We start from the raw sequence: 15,170 nt of genomic DNA, 5'->3' as shown, positions 1-15,170 counted from the left end.
GGCATGCTGCACAAACAGAAGCGGCACCATCGCTGGTGCCGCTTCCGGTTCCTGTCTCTTTGTTGAAACTACGCCGCCATGATCTTGTCCGGCGTAATGGGGAAGTCGCGCACGCGCTTGCCGGTAGCGTTGAAGATGGCGTTAGCGATTGCGCCTGCGACGCCAGTGATGCCGATCTCGCCCACGCCCCTCGCGCCCTGAGGATTGAACTTCGTATCCGGCGTGTCGATGACCGTGACGTCGATGATGCCAGCGTCAAGGTTGACCGGCACGTGGTACTCCGCCAGATTGTTGTTGACGATGCGGCCCGTGGTGTTGTCGAGCACCGTCTCCTCGGTAAGTGCAGTACCGATGCCCCACACGATGCCACCCTCAAGCTGCGACATGCCGGTCTTTTTGTTTAGCAGCTTGCCGATGTCGTAGGTCGCAACGACGCGGCGGACCTCCACCATGTGCGTGTGATCGTCCACGGCGACCTCTGCAAAGACTGCGCCCCAGCTATGCGTGGATAGCGCGCGTTGCGCCTCCTGGCTTGGTTCGCCGGACCCCGTTTCCTCAATGGCTGCTCCCTTGTTGCGAGCGATCGAGGCTGCCAGTGGTTCAGACTTCGACGCGTCGGTCTTCGATACCAACATGCCACCCTTCACCTCGATGTCATTCACCATGGCGCCGTACAGCTTGGACGATGGATCGGCGGCAGCCATGTTTGCGAGCTTCAACTTCAACTGATTGCAGGCTTCCTTGACCGCAGGTCCAACGGACGCAGTGGACTGCGAACCGCCTGACACCGGTGCCTTGGGCAGCGTAGAGTCGCCCAGCTTCACATCGATCATCTCCCAGGGAACATCCAGCTCCTGCATGACGGTCTGGGCCATCATGGTGTACATGCCGGTGCCAAGGTCCTGCGTGCCGCTGCCAATGAACATGCGACCGTTGGCCTGTAAGCGAATGACGGCCATAGCAGCCGAGCGATTCGCCGGGTAGGTGGCGGTCGCCATGCCGTACCCGATGTGCTTGTTGCCTTCGCGCATCGCTCCGGGCGTGCTGTTCCGCTTCGTCCATCCAAAGCGTTCTGCTGCCTGTGTGTAAGCATCCTTTAGGTGCTTCGAAGAGAACTCTTTTTGCTGGCCCGGATCCTTCTCGGCGTAGTTCAGCATGCGGAGTTGGAGGGGATCCATATTGAGCTTGATGGCCAGTTCGTCCATCGCCGACTCGAGTGCCGCTGTCCCGACTGCCTCACCCGGTGCGCGCTGGAAGGTCTGCACGCCGATGTTCATGTCCACCATCTTGTGCGAGGTGCTGATCTGGTCGCACTGGTAGAGCATCGTGGTCTGGTTCGCCGCAGCCTCCATGAAGTCTTCCATCACCGAGGCGGGCAGAATCACGTCATGCTGTATCGCCACGAGCTTGCCGGTGTTGTCCGTACCCAGCTTGATGGTCTGTACCGTCTTCGGGCGTCCGCCAACTGGGCCGAACATCTGGTTGCGCTCCATCACCAGCTTCACGGGCACGCCCGCAACCTTCGCAGCCAGGGCGCACAGGACCACATGCGACCACGTCGATCCCTTCGAGCCGAAGCCGCCGCCAACGTAGGGATCGATGACGTGAACGCTGTCGAGCGGCAGTGAGAAGTGCTTGGCCAGCGTCTGCTTATCGCCGCTGATGTATTGCGTCGCATCGTAGACGGTCAGCTTGTCGGCCTCCCATGCGGCGATGGTCGCATGGGGCTCCATGGGATTGTGTGTCTGCAGCGGAGTGCTGTAGGTGTGCTCAACGACGGTTGTCGCCTTCGCCCATGCGGCCGCTTCGTCGCCATGCTTCTGTGCCTTGGGAGCGTTGCCGCCTTTGGGCATACGCGCCTCGCCGAGGCGCTTGTCGAAGTTCAGCTTCGACGGCACGACCTTGTACTTCACCTTGATCAGCGAAGCTGCGTGCGCCGCCTCTACCTGCGACTTCGCGAGCACGATCCCAATCGGCTCGCCGTTGTAATAGACGGTGCGGTCCTGCAGGAGCGATAGCTTGCGCGTGGCAGGCGGCTGCGGAGCCACCATCGGCAGCTTTGGTGCGTTGAACGGCGTCAGAATCTTCACGACACCGGAGGCGTGGTCGGCCGCAGACGTGTCCATGCTGATGATCTCGCCCGAAGCGATGTTCGACACCACAAGGTAGGCGTACAGCATGCCCTTGCCTTTGAATTGTTCTTCGATCTCCTTGGCAAACTCGGCAGCATACTTCGCCTTGCCCAAGACCTTCAGCTTGCCGTCATAACGAACCGGCAGTTCCTTGCCGTTGCCGACAGGACTCTTCTGTTCCTGCATCTCGTCCATCATGCTGCCGCTCCTTCTGCGCCGTGGTTGCCGGTGCCTTGCGCCGCCAAGGTGAAGGCGCGGACGATGCAGCTCTTCGCGAGTTCGATCTTGAAGGCGTTGTGCTCGTAGCCCTTCGCACCCTGCATGGCTGCTGCCGCGGCGGCCTTGAAAGTTTCTTCAGTGGCGGGCTTGCCGATCATGGCCTTTTCAGCGGCTTCGCTGGTCCATGGCTTATGTGCGACGCCACCCAATGCCAGCGCGACGGACTTGATGCTTCCGCCGTCCATTTCAAGACCAGCGGCGACGGAAACAAGTGCGAAGGCATAGCTCTGCCGATCGCGCGCCTTCAGGTAGTAGCTGTTTGCCGCAAACTTCGCAGCAGACGCCGGCAGATGCACGCCGGTGATCAGTTCATCGTGCTGCAGGTTCGTGTCGAGCTGTGGCGTCTTGCCAACCAGCCGGTGGAACTCGCGCACAGGCATCGTTCGCTTGCCCTTCGGCCCTGAAATTTCAACCACTGCATGAAGTGCCGCCAGCGCCACGTTCATGTCGCTGGGGTTTGTCGCGATGCAGGTATGCGCGCCGGCTGGCCCCTCGTCCGTCTGTCCCAGAACCGCATGGACGCGATTGAATCCCTCGACGGCTCCGCAGCCCGAACCCGGGGCGCGCTTGTTGCAGGCAGGCAGAGCAGAATCATAAAAGTAGTAGCAGCGAGTGCGCTGCATCAGGTTGCCGCCGGTCGTGGCCAGGTTGCGTAACTGCGCAGAAGCACCCGCAAGCAGTGCCTGCGAAAGCAGGGGATAGGTCTTGCGTACATCCCCATCGTTCGCCAGGTCGCTGTTGCGGACCAGGGCGCCGACGCGGTGTCCGCCTTCTACAGCTTCGATGTGCGCCAATGCCGACAGGCGCGTGATGTCGATCAACGTAGACGGGCGCTCGACATCCTGCTTCATCAGGTCGACGAGGTTTGTTCCGCCGCCCAGCAGCTTCGCGTTCTTGTCGGCAGCGAGGGAGTGGACGGCGCCTTCGGGGGCAGTGGCTCGTTCGTAAGCGAAGGGATTCACAGGCTCATTCCTTTCGCGACAGCGCGTACGGCGCTCACAATGTTGGGGTAGGCGCCGCAGCGGCAGATGTTGCCGCTCATGCGCTCCTTGATCTCACGGTCGGTCAGTTTCGGCGCATTCTGTGTGCCGTCTTCGAACGAAACCACCGACGCGTGGCCGGCCTTCATCTCGTCCAGTAACGCTGTCGCCGAACAGATCTGGCCGGGCGTGCAGTAGCCGCACTGAAACGCGTCATGTTCCAGGAAGGCAGCCTGCATGGGCGAGAGGTCATCGCCGTGCGACAGTCCTTCAATAGTCGTGATGGGGTCGCCCTCAGCCGAAACCGCCAATAGCAGGCAGCTATTCACACGACGGCCATTAACAAGCACCGTGCATGCGCCACACTGGCCGTGATCGCAACCCTTCTTCGATCCGGTCATGTCCAGGTGATCTCGCAGCGCGTCGAGCAGGCTGGTCCGCGTGTCCAACTGGATGCTGTGATCCTGCCCGTTGATGTTCAGTGTTACGGACTTGGTCTTGGCACTTCCAGGCATCACGGTCTGCGCGTCCGCTGGGGACATACCCACCGCCAGCGTTGCGCCAACGGCGGTCGCCGATTGCAGAAAGGTGCGGCGGCTGACCTCCCAATTCTGGAGATCCTCCGGCTCAGGTGCCGTATCAAGGGTTTGACACTTGGAATTGCTCATAGGGCCTCAAGGGTTGGTTGTGACATGGGAAGAAAGACTTGAATCAACATAACTGTGATGAGGAGAGCGACATAGCAAGATGTCTCAGCCAACGCGCCACATTGACGACGTCCTTCGCTTCTCGCCGCCTTGGAATTCCTGTGAAAGTGCGGTAAACTAAGGTGTTTGTTGCGCCTTGCGGGTTGAACCCGCTGTAGAGCTGTGCGGCATACGACTTAGGGTCGAGGAGAAAAGATGGCGAAGCGTCGTGGAAACCCGAATTGGGGCAAGCCGGAGCCGATTGGACCGGTAGTGCCGACCGTCACATCGTTCGAACTGGTAGTGAAGGAATACAAGCTGACCCCGGACCAGTACATCCGGTCGACGCGTCTTCGTGAGTGGGCGCGCCGCAATAAGAACTCGAAGTACATCCCGGAGGCGCTGCTCGAGGCCTGGGGTTTCGAAATCGAGTCCACGCTGTAAGCAGCGTGTCGGCAAGTCAGCATGGCCCCGCTTCCGGCGGGGCCATTGTTTTGTCCAGAAGCCAGCGTTTGTTCTGAGGCTTCTGTCGCATCATGATCATCCAAATCCGGGAGATACACTCTAGACCTATGCCTGAGAGCCCTTTCATCGACGTTCCGGAGGCGCTGCGGCAGTTTGCCGCGGGCCGCATGATTGTGGTGGTCGATGACGAAGACCGCGAAAACGAGGGCGATCTGACGCTCGCCGCTGAATTCACCACGCCTGAAGCCATCAACTTCATGGCAAAGTACGGCCGCGGCCTGATCTGCCTAACGCTCACCGAGGAACGCGCGGACTACCTGCGTCTCTCGCCCATGGCCGCTGAGAACACCTCGCGCTTCGGCACCGCATTCACCGAGAGTATTGAGGCTCGCGAGGGTGTCTCCACGGGCATCAGCGCTGCGGACCGCGCGCACACCATCCTGACTGCAGTTACCGCCGGCAAAACAGCCGCAGACCTGGCGCGGCCCGGCCACGTCTTCCCGCTGCGTGCGCGCAAAGGTGGCGTGCTCGTACGTGCAGGACAAACTGAAGCTTCTGTAGATCTTGCTCGCATGAGCGGCCTGATCCCTGCCGGTGTGATCTGCGAGATCATGAATGACGACGGCAGCATGGCGCGCGTGCCGGACCTGATCGAATTCTGCAAGACCCATGACATGGGAATGCTGACCGTGGCGGAACTGATCCGCTACCGCCTGCAACACGAGCGCTATATCCACCGCGAAGCCGAAACGGTGTTGAATACACCCTGGGGTGAGTTCCGAACCATCGCCTACGCGAGCGATGTCGAAGAGGGCGAAAGCCACCTTGCCATGGTGATGGGTGATGTCAGCGACATGGGCGGCGCAGATCCCGTGCTCGTGCGTGTCCACACACACTGTCTCGCCGGCGGCATCTTCTGTCACGATGGCTGCGAGTGCCGTCAGAGCGTCGAAAACGCCATGCGCCTGATCGCCGAACACGGCCGCGGCGCCCTGGTCTATCTACATAACGGCAGCCGAGGCTTCGGGATCGATCGCACTACGACCCCGCCGCGCATGGTGATGCACCGCGATGCCGCGATGCGAGCCAGTTCGAAGGATCAGTCCCAGACGCTGCGTCACACCGGCATCGGCGGTCAGATCCTCTCGGACCTTGGCATCCATCGCATCCGCCTGCTCGTCTCGCGCCCCACGCACGTGCCCGCGCTCCAGGGTTTTGGCATCGAGATCGTCGAGCAGGTCGCCATGGCGCCCGCACGCATTTCCTAAGCGGCCTGCTAGGGCTGTCTACCGCGGTGTGATCACAAGCGTGAGTGTCACGCTCTTCGGCGCAGTCACGCCATCCACCGGTGTCGCTGTGACGTGGAAGGTGTATGTGCCAGTGGCAGCATAGCGAATACGCCGGTCCACACTGCTGCCGCAACCGCCACTGACCGGGGCGACCGCCAGCAAAAAGGTGAGCAGCGCAGCAAAGCGCCGCTGCCTCAGACCAAGCAGCAGGAGCAATGCCGGTGGCGTGCACAGCAACACGTCCCGCAGTCCGAGAGGGCTTGGTGCTCCGATCGCTGCGGATACGGCTGAAAGAGTAGAGATGGTCGCAGAGGAAGCCTGCGCGCCTCCTCCCAACGTCACCGAGGCGGGCAATAACGAGCACGCGGTGTAGTCAGCAGGCTTCTCCGCCATGCAGGTCAGCGCCACGTCGCCGGTAAAGCCATTGGACGGTGTGACGTTTAGAGCGTAGGTCGCCGGAAGGCCCGCCTGCACTGTTACGGACGCGGTAGAACCTCCGTTCACGGTAAGCCCGATGTCGCCAGCCGGAGGATTGATGATCGTGCCGGTTTGTGTCCCCGTGCCGGTGAGTGGAATCGTGATGGGTGAGGCAGGATCGGTGCTTGCAACCGTCAGCGTCCCCGCATAAACGCCGGTGGCCGTCGGCGCAAACGTAACACTCACCGCACAAGAGGACGCAGCGTTAAGGCTCGTGATTCCGCAGGTACTGCTTACGCTGAAGCCCGGAGTCGCGCGAAAACTCAGACCATCCACCGTCAAAGCGCTGGTATTGCGCAGCGTGACCGATTGCGTTGCCGTCGTGCCAACCAGGACACTCGCAAACGCCAGCGAGTCAGGGGTAATACTGAGCTGCGGCCTGGTTCCCACGCCAGACAAATCCACCGCCAGCGGCAGGGGAGTCGCCGAAGTAGCGACCGACAGTGTTCCGCGAAGGGTCGCGGCAGTCGACGGCGTGAACATAACAGCAATGGTGCAACTGGTACCCGCGCCTACGGTGCCGCCGCTACTCGGGCACGCATTGGTTGCGGTCGTGGCGGTCGCCAGGGCGAAGTTGCCTCCAGTCGTGATGAGGGAGCCGATCGCAAGGGAAGTGCTGCCGGTATTCGTCAGCGTCGCCATCTGCGACGCGCTGCGGCCAACCAGGACACGTCCAAAGTCGAGAGCGAGCGGGGCGAGCGTCACCGATGCCGGCGAGCCCATGCCGAGCAGTGACACAAGTTCCAGCGACGTGCTGGCATCGCTCTGAATCTCCAGCGATCCAACCGTCGGCCCAGAAGTCTGAGGCTGGTAGGTGACGGCAATGGAGCAGGACGCGCCTGCGATCAAGGCGCCGCAGCCATTCGAGGCCTGGAAGCCGCTGCTGGTGACAACTCCAGTCACATGCACGGTAGCCGTTCCGGTACTGGTCAGTCGCACAGACTGCGGCACAGACGCTGTGCCTGCAGCGGACGAGCCGAAAGTGAGCGACCCCTGCGATGTTGTGAAAGCCGCCAGTGGAGCTGTGTTCGAAGGTACGCTGACGACCGCCGCCTTTGCCTGGCCGAGCAGGTCGAGGAACAGCGGCGCATTCGCGGCATCGCTCTCGATGGTTAGAGTTCCTGTGTCGATCTGCGGCACGGTAATGTCCGCTGACGACGCGACCTGGTAGAGCGGGGTATATCTCACGCTTACGGAACAGCTCTGTCCGGGCAGCAAAGGTGCGCCGCAATCGGTCGTCGAGAGGAAAGGGAGCTCAGACTGCACTCGCCGAACGGTGACCGCAGTGCCCGCTGCGGAAGTCAGCGGATTGGTGAAGGTCAGCGTCTGCGAGGCGCTGAGGCCCGAGGTGACGCTCCCAAAAGTCAGCACGCCCGCGATCGAAAGGTTCCCCGTTACGGCAAGGGAGGCATTGCCCGCGCCATAGCCCTCCAGATAGGCAAGACCATTGCGTGTGGCTGATCCGTCCGACGGGGTGCCCTGCACAAAGACGGTGCCGGTCGCGTCGCCGCCGCTCACGGGGGTGTACTGCACCGTCAGATCACAACCGGCATTCGGCGCCAGCCCTCCGCATGAATCGCCGGTAACGGCAAACTGGCGCGGCGCGCTGACGGTGAGTGATAGCGCGCTCGACGTGAGGTTGTTTACATGGAGCACACGCGTCCCGGCGGGCGCGCCGGTGGCGGCCGATCCGAAATTTACCGAGGCATGCTCGCCCGGAATGATCTGGATGCCAGCAGACTCCGCCGGAAACTGCCCGGCAAGCGCAATGCTGTAGTTCGCCGTCATGGGCACGCCCGAGGGTGCCGTCGTAATCGGGATCGTCAGCGTGCCACTACTGAGGCATCCAGGCCGGGCGCTGTTGAATCCCAGTACATGGACCAGTTCCCGTACAAAGCGCCGGACGGCCAGGCGCAGCAATCCATACCGTAACGAGAGGGCAGTGGACGCCACAGTGGCGGGTAGTGCCGTGCGCTCTCGTTCTGAAGAACTTCATGCGTTGAACCCCATGACCAGGGTGAGACGTCTAATTACAGTGAACCGGCTTCCAAGACTCCCCCTCCGGCCCGCTGTAAGCGGCTTCCAACTGAAGCCGTAACAAAATTTAAGGAGAACCATGCGCTCCGATCTGATCTTTGGCGCTCTAACCCACGTCCAGAACCGTTACCAGCTTTGTCAGCTTGCCAGCAAGGCAACCCGCAAGCTCCACAAGCCCAACACCCGTCTGCAGGACACGACGAACGAAGTTCTGGAGCGCTTCCATGAGCAGGCGCCGTCCGATCTGAAGACTGGCCCTGAGCCGGCTGCAGTTCTGGAAACCATCGAGGAGCGCCGCGCGGCCTAACGGCCGTGCGGTGCACCCGCACCGCTCTTTTCAACGAAATAGGCATTTGCACGCCGCCGGTTTCGTAGTAGTGTCTGTAGCATCACCACACCCAAGTTGAGAGTGCCGCACTGCCGTTTGCACGACTGCTTTGATTTGCAGCAAAACAACCGCACCAGCCCGCAACACCCTCCGCACTGAAATCCCTTCCCAGTCTCACCCGCTCCTATCAAGACGGACGCACGTACACAGGTATCCATGACCATCTCAGAACTTAAAGAAAAGAGCATTGCCGAACTCGGAAAGCTCGCACGCGGCCTTGAGATCCAAGGCACAAGCGCCCTGCGTAAGCAGGACCTGATCTTCAAGATCCTTCAGGCCCAGAGCGAAAAAGAGGGCCACATCTTCGCGGAAGGTGTCCTTGAGATCCTGCCCGACGGGTACGGCTTCCTTCGCTCGCCCGACTATAACTACCTGCCCGGTCCGGATGATATTTACGTTTCGCCTTCGCAGATCCGCAAGTTCGACCTGAAGACCGGCGACACGATCAGCGGCAACGTGCGCCCGCCGCACGAGGGTGAGAAGTACTTCGCGCTGGTCAAGATCGAAGCGATCAACTTTGAATCGCCCGAAGAGACGCGCAACAAGATTCTGTTCGACAACCTAACGCCGCTGTACGCCGAAGAGCGCGTGAAGATGGAGACGGTCCGCGACAACATCTCCGGCCGCGTGATGGACCTGTTGACGCCCGTGGGCAAGGGCCAGCGTGGCCTGATCGTTGCACCGCCGCGTACCGGTAAGACGGTTCTGCTGCAGTCGATTGCGAACTCGATCACGACGAACCATCCTGAGGTTGTGCTGATCGTCCTGCTGATCGATGAGCGTCCGGAAGAAGTCACGGACATGCAGCGCTCGGTAAAGGGCGAGGTCATCTCCTCGACCTTCGACGAGCCGGCAGCACGTCACGTACAGGTGGCCGAGATGGTCATCGAAAAGGCCAAGCGCCTGGTCGAGCACAAGCGCGATGTTGTGATCCTGCTGGATTCGATCACCCGTTTGGCACGTGCCTACAACACGATCGTGCCGCCTTCGGGCAAGGTGCTCTCCGGCGGTGTGGACTCGAACGCGCTACAGCGCCCCAAGCGCTTCTTCGGCGCGGCCCGCAACATTGAAGAGGGCGGTTCGCTCACGATCATGGCGACGGCTCTTGTCGATACCGGATCGCGTATGGACGAAGTCATCTTCGAAGAGTTCAAGGGTACGGGCAACATGGAAGTCATCCTGGACCGCAAGCTGGTCGACAAGCGCGTCTTCCCGGCGATCGACATCCAGCGCAGCGGTACGCGTAAGGAAGAGTTGCTGATCCCGAAGGAAGACCTGCAGCGTACGTGGATTCTGCGCAAGGTGTTGAATCCGCTGTCGCCGGTCGAGGCTATGGAACTGTTGACGGACAAGCTGAGCAAGACCCGCAACAACCAGGAGTTCCTGCACAACATGAGTTCGCTGTAGTTCGAAGCAAGTCGTTAGTGAGGCGGAGGGATCTGCTTTTCGTCCGAGCCAGGCAAACCAGCCGGCATGGGCGAGAAGCAGATCCCTCCGCTGCGTTTGCGCGCTCTATCGTCGTCCGCCGCGCTTCGGTTGCGGCGCAGGGAGTGGGATGCGCGCGCTTTGTACGGGGGAGTTGAGCACCATGCTGGTATTGGTGGCGACGTAGGGCATGAGCGCGTCGATCACTGTCTCCAGGTGGTTCATGTCGCGCACGACCACCTGGACCAGGAAGCTCTCATTGCCGGTGACGCGATGGCATTCGACGACCTCGGGGATCGACCGCGCGAGGCGTGCGAAGTTCGACAGGCGATCGCCAGCGACGGTGATCTTCACGAACGCACGCACTGCGAGTCCGAGCTTTGCCGGGTCGATCTCGGTGCGGTAACGAAGGATCACTCCGGACGTCTCCAGCCGGCGTACGCGCTCCATCACTGCGGGTTTGGAGAGATGGACGCGGCGCGCCAGTTCTGCGAAGGAGATGCGTGCGTTGTCCTGCAACTCTTCAATGAGGGCGTGATCGATGGCATCAAGCAGGGCAGGCGCCGGCGTGAGCGGCGGCACGTGCGATGCCTCTGCGGCTTTCGCGATCTTCTTTGCAGCGGTTTTTGGCCTAACATTCGTCGGCATAAGACGCATCCTACCTTACAAACATTATGGATCGAAAGCACGGGAATCTTTAGCATTCTCGTATGCCCCTAGAGCTTCTGCAGCCTGTCACTCTTCCAGAGACCACGCGTCACCGTTTCACCGCACTTCGGGAGTTGGTGGGCAACACGCCGATGCTCTGCATCGACTACCGGTATCGCGGACGCACGGGCGCTGTCTGCGCGAAGGCCGAGCACCTGAATTTGAGCGGCTCGATCAAGGACCGCATGGCGCTTCACATTCTGGAGCGCGCGTATGAGGATGGGTCGCTGCGCCCGGGCGATCGCATTGCGGAAGCGACCAGCGGAAACACGGGGATTGCGTTTGCGGCACTGGGTGGTGCGCTCGGACATAAGGTCGTCATCTACATGCCGGACTGGATGAGCCGGGAGCGGATGGATCTGATCCGCAGCTATGGCGCAGAGGTTGTGAGCATCAGCAAGGACCAGGGTGGCTTTCTGGGCAGCATCGACTGCTGCCGCAGGCTGGCCCTGGAGCAGAACGCTGTTTTCCTTCCACGGCAGTTTGAGAATGAAGCGAATGTGGAGGCACACGCGCTCGGCACCGGGCCAGAGATCATTGCGCAGCTTCGCCATGCAGGCCTGATCCCGGATGCGTTTGTTGCTGGTGTGGGAACGGGGGGGACGATCATGGGCGTTTCGCAGTCGCTGCGCCGTGCGTGGCCTGGCCTGACCTGTCATCCGGTTGAGCCGGCGGAGTCGCCTACGCTGACGACCGGCTATAAGGTGGGGTCTCATCGCATCCAGGGCATCAGCGATGAGTTCATTCCGGAGATCGTCCAGTTGCGCGAGGTGGATGAGGTGATCGCCATCCACGATGGCGACTCCATCCTGATGGCGCAGTTGCTGGCGCGAACGCTCGGGCTTGCCGTAGGGATTTCGTCGGGCTGCAATTTTCTTGCTGCGGTGACAGCGGCGATGCGCTTCGAAGGCAAGACCACGGTTGCTACTGTGTTTTGCGATGACAACAAGAAGTATTTGAGTACGGGGCTGCTTCGTGAAGAGCCGGTGCGCGAGGACTACATGACGCCCGAGGTTGAATTGCTGGATCTCCGCGTGGTTCCACGATGCGCTCTGAACGCGTGAGAGCGGCGGGCCGCTGACACGGCGGGAAGACAACAGCCGCGCGGGGCGCAGCGTCCAAACGGTTGGACTCAAGAGATTCTGAAGAGCTACTTTTCTCCGTGCTAACGGGGTATTCCGTGGTCCTTCGGCGTAATGTATCGTGGGGCGACGCGGTCGGGAACTGTGGTTCGACTGTCGTGTTCCTGCTGCATTTGCAGTGGATCCCGAGACGCCGTCACAGACCAGGAGATTGCAGAGCAGTATGCCCGACAAGCAGGAGACGCGCCGCATTACGATCAAGGAACTGCTGCGGCCTCACCGTCGGGCGCTGATGCTGGGGCTGGTTGCGATTGCCGGTGAGAGTATCGCGGATGTGGCGGCGCCGTGGCCGTTGAAGATCGTGCTCGACAATGTGATTGCGCACAAGGAATCTCACGGCTGGCTCTTCAAGTTCATCAAACGCACGGCCGGCACGGAGCCGCACCAGATCCTGATGTTCGCCTGCATTGCGGTTGTTGCGATCGCGATTGTGGACGCGTTCTGCTCGTACTGGGAGAAGTACACGACGACGAGCGTGGGGCAGTGGGTGACGCATGATCTGCGCCGGACGCTCTACGCGCAGGTGCAGCGGCTGTCGCTTTCGTACCATGACACCAGCCAGACGGGCGACCTGATCAGCCGCGTGACGACGGATATTGATTCGATTCAGAGCTTCATTGTGTCGGGGTTGCTGAGCATCCTGGTCGACATCGCCACCATTGTCGGCATGATCGGCGTTTTGTTCTACCTGAGCTGGCAACTGACACTGATTGCGCTGGCTGTCGTGCCTATCCTGTTCGCGATCGTGTACACGTACACGCGCAAGGTGAAGAAGGCTTCGCGTGCGGTGCGGAAGCAGGAGGGCAAGATGATCTCCGTGGTGCAGGAGGTCCTTGGCTCCATCCGCGTGGTGAAGGCGTTCTCGCGCGAGCAGTATGAGATCGACCGGCTTGAGGGCGAGAGCCTGGAGACAGTTGAGGCTTCACTGAAGGCGCGTACGCTGAAGGCGAAGCTGGTACCGATTGTGAACATCGTCACGGCACTGGGTACCTGCGGTGTGCTGTACTTCGGCGGTCGGCTGGCTCTGGATTCGAATATGACCGGCGGCAAGATCTACATCTTTATTGCGTACATCGCGGGTATGTACAAGCCGATGCAGGACATCAGCAAGATCATGGATTCGTACTCGAAGGCCGACATCGGCTACGAACGCATCCAGGAGATCATTGGCAATCAGGACGAGGTGCGTGACGCCGCTGGCGCCAAGAATCTGCGCATCACCGAAGGTCGCATCGAACTGGACAATGTGAGCTTCAGCTACAACAGCGATCGCGAGATCCTGCACGATGTGACGATGCGCGTGGAGCCCTGCTCCACGGTTGCGATCGTGGGGCCGACTGGTTCCGGCAAGACGACGTTGATCAACTTGATTGCACGTTTCTACGAGCCGCAGTCGGGAACTGTGCGGATCGATGGACAGGACGTCAGCAAGGTAAAGCAGAAGTCACTGCGTGAGCAGTTGAGCTTTGTGCTGCAGGATACGGTGCTGTTCAGCGGGTCGATCTGGGAGAACATTGCGTATGGGCGGCCGGAGGCGACGCACGCCGAGATTGTGCAGGCCGCGAAGGACGCGAATGCGGATGAGTTTATCGACTGCCTGCCGCAGAAGTACGATACAGTCGTGGGCGAGCGGGGCATCCTGCTGTCGGGTGGCCAGCGGCAACGCATCGCGATTGCGCGTGCCATGGTGCGGAACAGCCCGATCCTGATCCTGGATGAGCCGACCTCGGCGCTTGATGCGAACAGCGAGCACCTGGTGTTCGAGGCGCTCGATCGATTGATGGAAGGGAAGACGGCGATCGTGATCGCTCACCGGCTATCGACGGTGCGGAATGCGAACTGCATCTATGTGCTGGCAGGATGGGCGTGTCGTGGAGAATGGCACGCATGACGAGTTGATCCATGCCGGCGGTTTATACCAGGAATTGAACGAGACACAAGCCCATGCGGATGAAGAGAAGTCTGCTTTGCTGGCTTAGGCGTCCGTTCGGACAGTTGCCAGGAAGAAGGCCCGGATGCATCAGCAACCGGGCCTTCGTTTCTGCTGACAGCGCTGACTAAAGCTTCTTCAGCTCTGCGATGCGTGACTCGACGACGGTTACGTATTGGGTGACGACTTCGTCGGGAAAGCCGCCTGCACGGAAGGCATCGGTCAACTGCCTGTGACTGAGCTGGGCGAGCATGCCGCCGATCCATCGGGCGTCCTCGCGTGGTACCTCGCGGCCGATCCAGTCGAGATTGGCCCGCATGGCGAAAGACTTGGCCGTGACGCCCGCCGTGGCGAAGAGCATGCCGGTGGGACGCCTGGGAGTGCCGAAGTCCACGGTGGCTGTCGTCAGGCGGGTCACGAACTTCGAGTCTTTGAAGCTGTCGATATTTCCCTTGGAGCTTGCCTTGGTCCATCCGATGCCGTTGGAGCCGAAGCTTGCACCGACGTCGCTGACGAGGAAGAGTTGCTGGCCGCTCTTCTTATCGGTGTAGACGGCGTTGTTCTCGTCCTTCAGGTCCCAGTTGTTCATGACGGCCATCATGACGCGCAGGCCGTTGAACTCACGCTTGCCGTAGAAGGGGTTGGTCTTCCACTCCCAGATGCCAATCTTCTTCTGGCCCGCGGGTTTGCGTGCGAAGCGGACGTCCTGCAGTTGGCCGGCCTTCCATTCCTTCGGGCCCCGCTTCACCTTTACGTTACTGACGGTTGCTGACGGCAAGAAGTAGTCGTCATTGACGAAGTAGCCCATGGCCCACAGAAGGCGCGAGGCGACGACCTCTGGCCGTGCTTCTTCGCCAGCTTTCACGCGCCACTTCTTATCGCCGGCGTCGCGCACATCCATCTTGGGATTGGTGCCGCCCATGTCCTCTGATTCGAAGACGAATGGAGGGCGGGGCTGCTTGTCCCTGCCGCCCTGACCGTTGAGCAGGTCCAGCCTGGCGATGTCTTTTGGCTGGTGCCACAGGACGGGGTTGCGGATCTGCGCCCACAGCGCGGCGTTGCTGCGAACGTCGCGGTCATTGTCATCTTCTTTGGCCTTGGACTTCTTGTCGTCGTCCTGAACGTAAGCGGCGTGGGCGGCGGCAGGGGACGCAAAGCTTTGAAAGGATGCTGCGGCAAGCGTGCAGATCACTGCAAAGTGCGAAAGCCGTGTGAAACGCAACATGTTGTCT

The 15,170-nt window shown here is 60.9% G+C and carries 12 protein-coding genes; 6 read left to right on the top strand and 6 right to left on the bottom strand.

Annotated elements, in window-relative coordinates:
* Positions 1–68: 68 nt before the first annotated feature.
* From TERRO_RS11430 to TERRO_RS11420, 3 genes are read right to left on the bottom strand one after another with little or no spacing between them, the layout of a single operon-like run.
* Positions 69–2,330 (bottom strand): xanthine dehydrogenase family protein molybdopterin-binding subunit, encoded by a 2,262-nt coding sequence (locus TERRO_RS11430; protein WP_014785814.1) that lies wholly within the window; start codon positions 2,328–2,330, stop codon positions 69–71.
* A complete protein-coding gene (locus tag TERRO_RS11425) occupies positions 2,327–3,373 on the bottom strand; it encodes an FAD binding domain-containing protein (RefSeq protein ID WP_014785813.1) in 1,047 nt (348 codons plus the stop codon). Before TERRO_RS11425 ends, TERRO_RS11430 begins: the two co-directional genes overlap by 4 nt.
* Positions 3,370–4,059 (bottom strand): 2Fe-2S iron-sulfur cluster-binding protein, encoded by a 690-nt coding sequence (locus TERRO_RS11420; RefSeq protein ID WP_014786151.1) that lies wholly within the window; start codon positions 4,057–4,059, stop codon positions 3,370–3,372. The genes TERRO_RS11425 and TERRO_RS11420 overlap by 4 nt, the downstream gene beginning before the upstream one ends.
* A gap of 234 nt (positions 4,060–4,293) precedes the next feature.
* On the opposite strand from TERRO_RS11420, the gene TERRO_RS11415 reads away from it, so the two are divergent.
* Positions 4,294–4,521 carry a hypothetical protein gene (locus TERRO_RS11415; RefSeq protein ID WP_014785811.1) on the top strand — a complete coding sequence of 76 codons (228 nt, stop codon included), beginning with the start codon at positions 4,294–4,296 and terminating at the stop codon, positions 4,519–4,521.
* A gap of 128 nt (positions 4,522–4,649) precedes the next feature.
* A complete protein-coding gene (gene ribB, locus TERRO_RS11410; protein ID WP_014785810.1) occupies positions 4,650–5,810 on the top strand; it encodes a 3,4-dihydroxy-2-butanone-4-phosphate synthase in 1,161 nt (386 codons plus the stop codon).
* An 18-nt stretch (positions 5,811–5,828) separates the two neighbouring features.
* Here the strand turns inward: ribB and TERRO_RS11405 are convergent, their stop codons facing one another.
* On the bottom strand, positions 5,829–8,261 hold the full coding sequence (locus TERRO_RS11405; protein WP_014786150.1) for a choice-of-anchor D domain-containing protein: 2,433 nt from the start codon (positions 8,259–8,261) through the stop codon (positions 5,829–5,831).
* A 163-nt stretch (positions 8,262–8,424) separates the two neighbouring features.
* Between TERRO_RS11405 and TERRO_RS11400 the strand changes: the two genes are divergently transcribed.
* Complete coding sequence (locus TERRO_RS11400; protein ID WP_014786149.1) at positions 8,425–8,652, top strand: hypothetical protein; 228 nt, start codon at positions 8,425–8,427, stop codon at positions 8,650–8,652.
* A gap of 237 nt (positions 8,653–8,889) precedes the next feature.
* Positions 8,890–10,140, top strand: a complete 1,251-nt coding sequence (gene rho / locus TERRO_RS11395) for a transcription termination factor Rho (RefSeq protein ID WP_014786148.1) — start codon at positions 8,890–8,892, stop codon at positions 10,138–10,140.
* 105 nt (positions 10,141–10,245) lie between these two features.
* Here rho and TERRO_RS11390 read toward each other — a convergent pair whose 3' ends face one another.
* Positions 10,246–10,806, bottom strand: coding sequence for an Lrp/AsnC family transcriptional regulator (locus TERRO_RS11390; protein WP_014786147.1), 561 nt, complete (start codon positions 10,804–10,806; stop codon positions 10,246–10,248).
* A gap of 62 nt (positions 10,807–10,868) precedes the next feature.
* On the opposite strand from TERRO_RS11390, the gene TERRO_RS11385 reads away from it, so the two are divergent.
* The gene (locus TERRO_RS11385) at positions 10,869–11,930 is read left to right on the top strand and encodes a PLP-dependent cysteine synthase family protein (RefSeq protein WP_014786146.1); all 1,062 of its coding nucleotides are present in this window, start codon (positions 10,869–10,871) and stop codon (positions 11,928–11,930) included.
* A gap of 241 nt (positions 11,931–12,171) precedes the next feature.
* Positions 12,172–13,899: an ABC transporter ATP-binding protein gene (locus TERRO_RS11380; protein WP_014786145.1), complete on the top strand. Its 1,728-nt coding sequence runs from the start codon at positions 12,172–12,174 to the stop codon at positions 13,897–13,899.
* 166 nt (positions 13,900–14,065) lie between these two features.
* Here TERRO_RS11380 and TERRO_RS11375 read toward each other — a convergent pair whose 3' ends face one another.
* Entirely contained in the window at positions 14,066–15,163 is a 1,098-nt protein-coding gene (locus TERRO_RS11375) for a hypothetical protein (protein ID WP_014786144.1), read from the bottom strand.
* Positions 15,164–15,170 lie beyond the last annotated feature (7 nt).

The organism is Terriglobus roseus DSM 18391 (assembly GCF_000265425.1).
Lineage (GTDB): Bacteria > Acidobacteriota > Terriglobia > Terriglobales > Acidobacteriaceae > Terriglobus > Terriglobus roseus.
The sequence above is the reverse complement of the archived record's forward strand: the minus strand, read 5'-3'. Positions and strand labels throughout refer to the sequence as shown.

Excerpts from the sequence above, each read along its gene's own strand:
- TERRO_RS11380 (WP_014786145.1), top strand. The coding sequence starts at position 12,172 with ATGCCCGACAAGCAGGAGACGCGCCGCATTACGATCAAGGAACTGCTG.
- rho (WP_014786148.1), top strand. The coding sequence starts at position 8,890 with ATGACCATCTCAGAACTTAAAGAAAAGAGCATTGCCGAACTCGGAAAG.
- TERRO_RS11385 (WP_014786146.1), top strand. The coding sequence starts at position 10,869 with ATGCCCCTAGAGCTTCTGCAGCCTGTCACTCTTCCAGAGACCACGCGT.
- TERRO_RS11430 (WP_014785814.1), bottom strand. The coding sequence starts at position 2,330 with ATGATGGACGAGATGCAGGAACAGAAGAGTCCTGTCGGCAACGGCAAG.
- TERRO_RS11375 (WP_014786144.1), bottom strand. The coding sequence starts at position 15,163 with ATGTTGCGTTTCACACGGCTTTCGCACTTTGCAGTGATCTGCACGCTT.
- TERRO_RS11400 (WP_014786149.1), top strand. The coding sequence starts at position 8,425 with ATGCGCTCCGATCTGATCTTTGGCGCTCTAACCCACGTCCAGAACCGT.
- ribB (WP_014785810.1), top strand. The coding sequence starts at position 4,650 with ATGCCTGAGAGCCCTTTCATCGACGTTCCGGAGGCGCTGCGGCAGTTT.
- TERRO_RS11390 (WP_014786147.1), bottom strand. The coding sequence starts at position 10,806 with ATGCCGACGAATGTTAGGCCAAAAACCGCTGCAAAGAAGATCGCGAAA.
- TERRO_RS11420 (WP_014786151.1), bottom strand. The coding sequence starts at position 4,059 with ATGAGCAATTCCAAGTGTCAAACCCTTGATACGGCACCTGAGCCGGAG.
- TERRO_RS11415 (WP_014785811.1), top strand. The coding sequence starts at position 4,294 with ATGGCGAAGCGTCGTGGAAACCCGAATTGGGGCAAGCCGGAGCCGATT.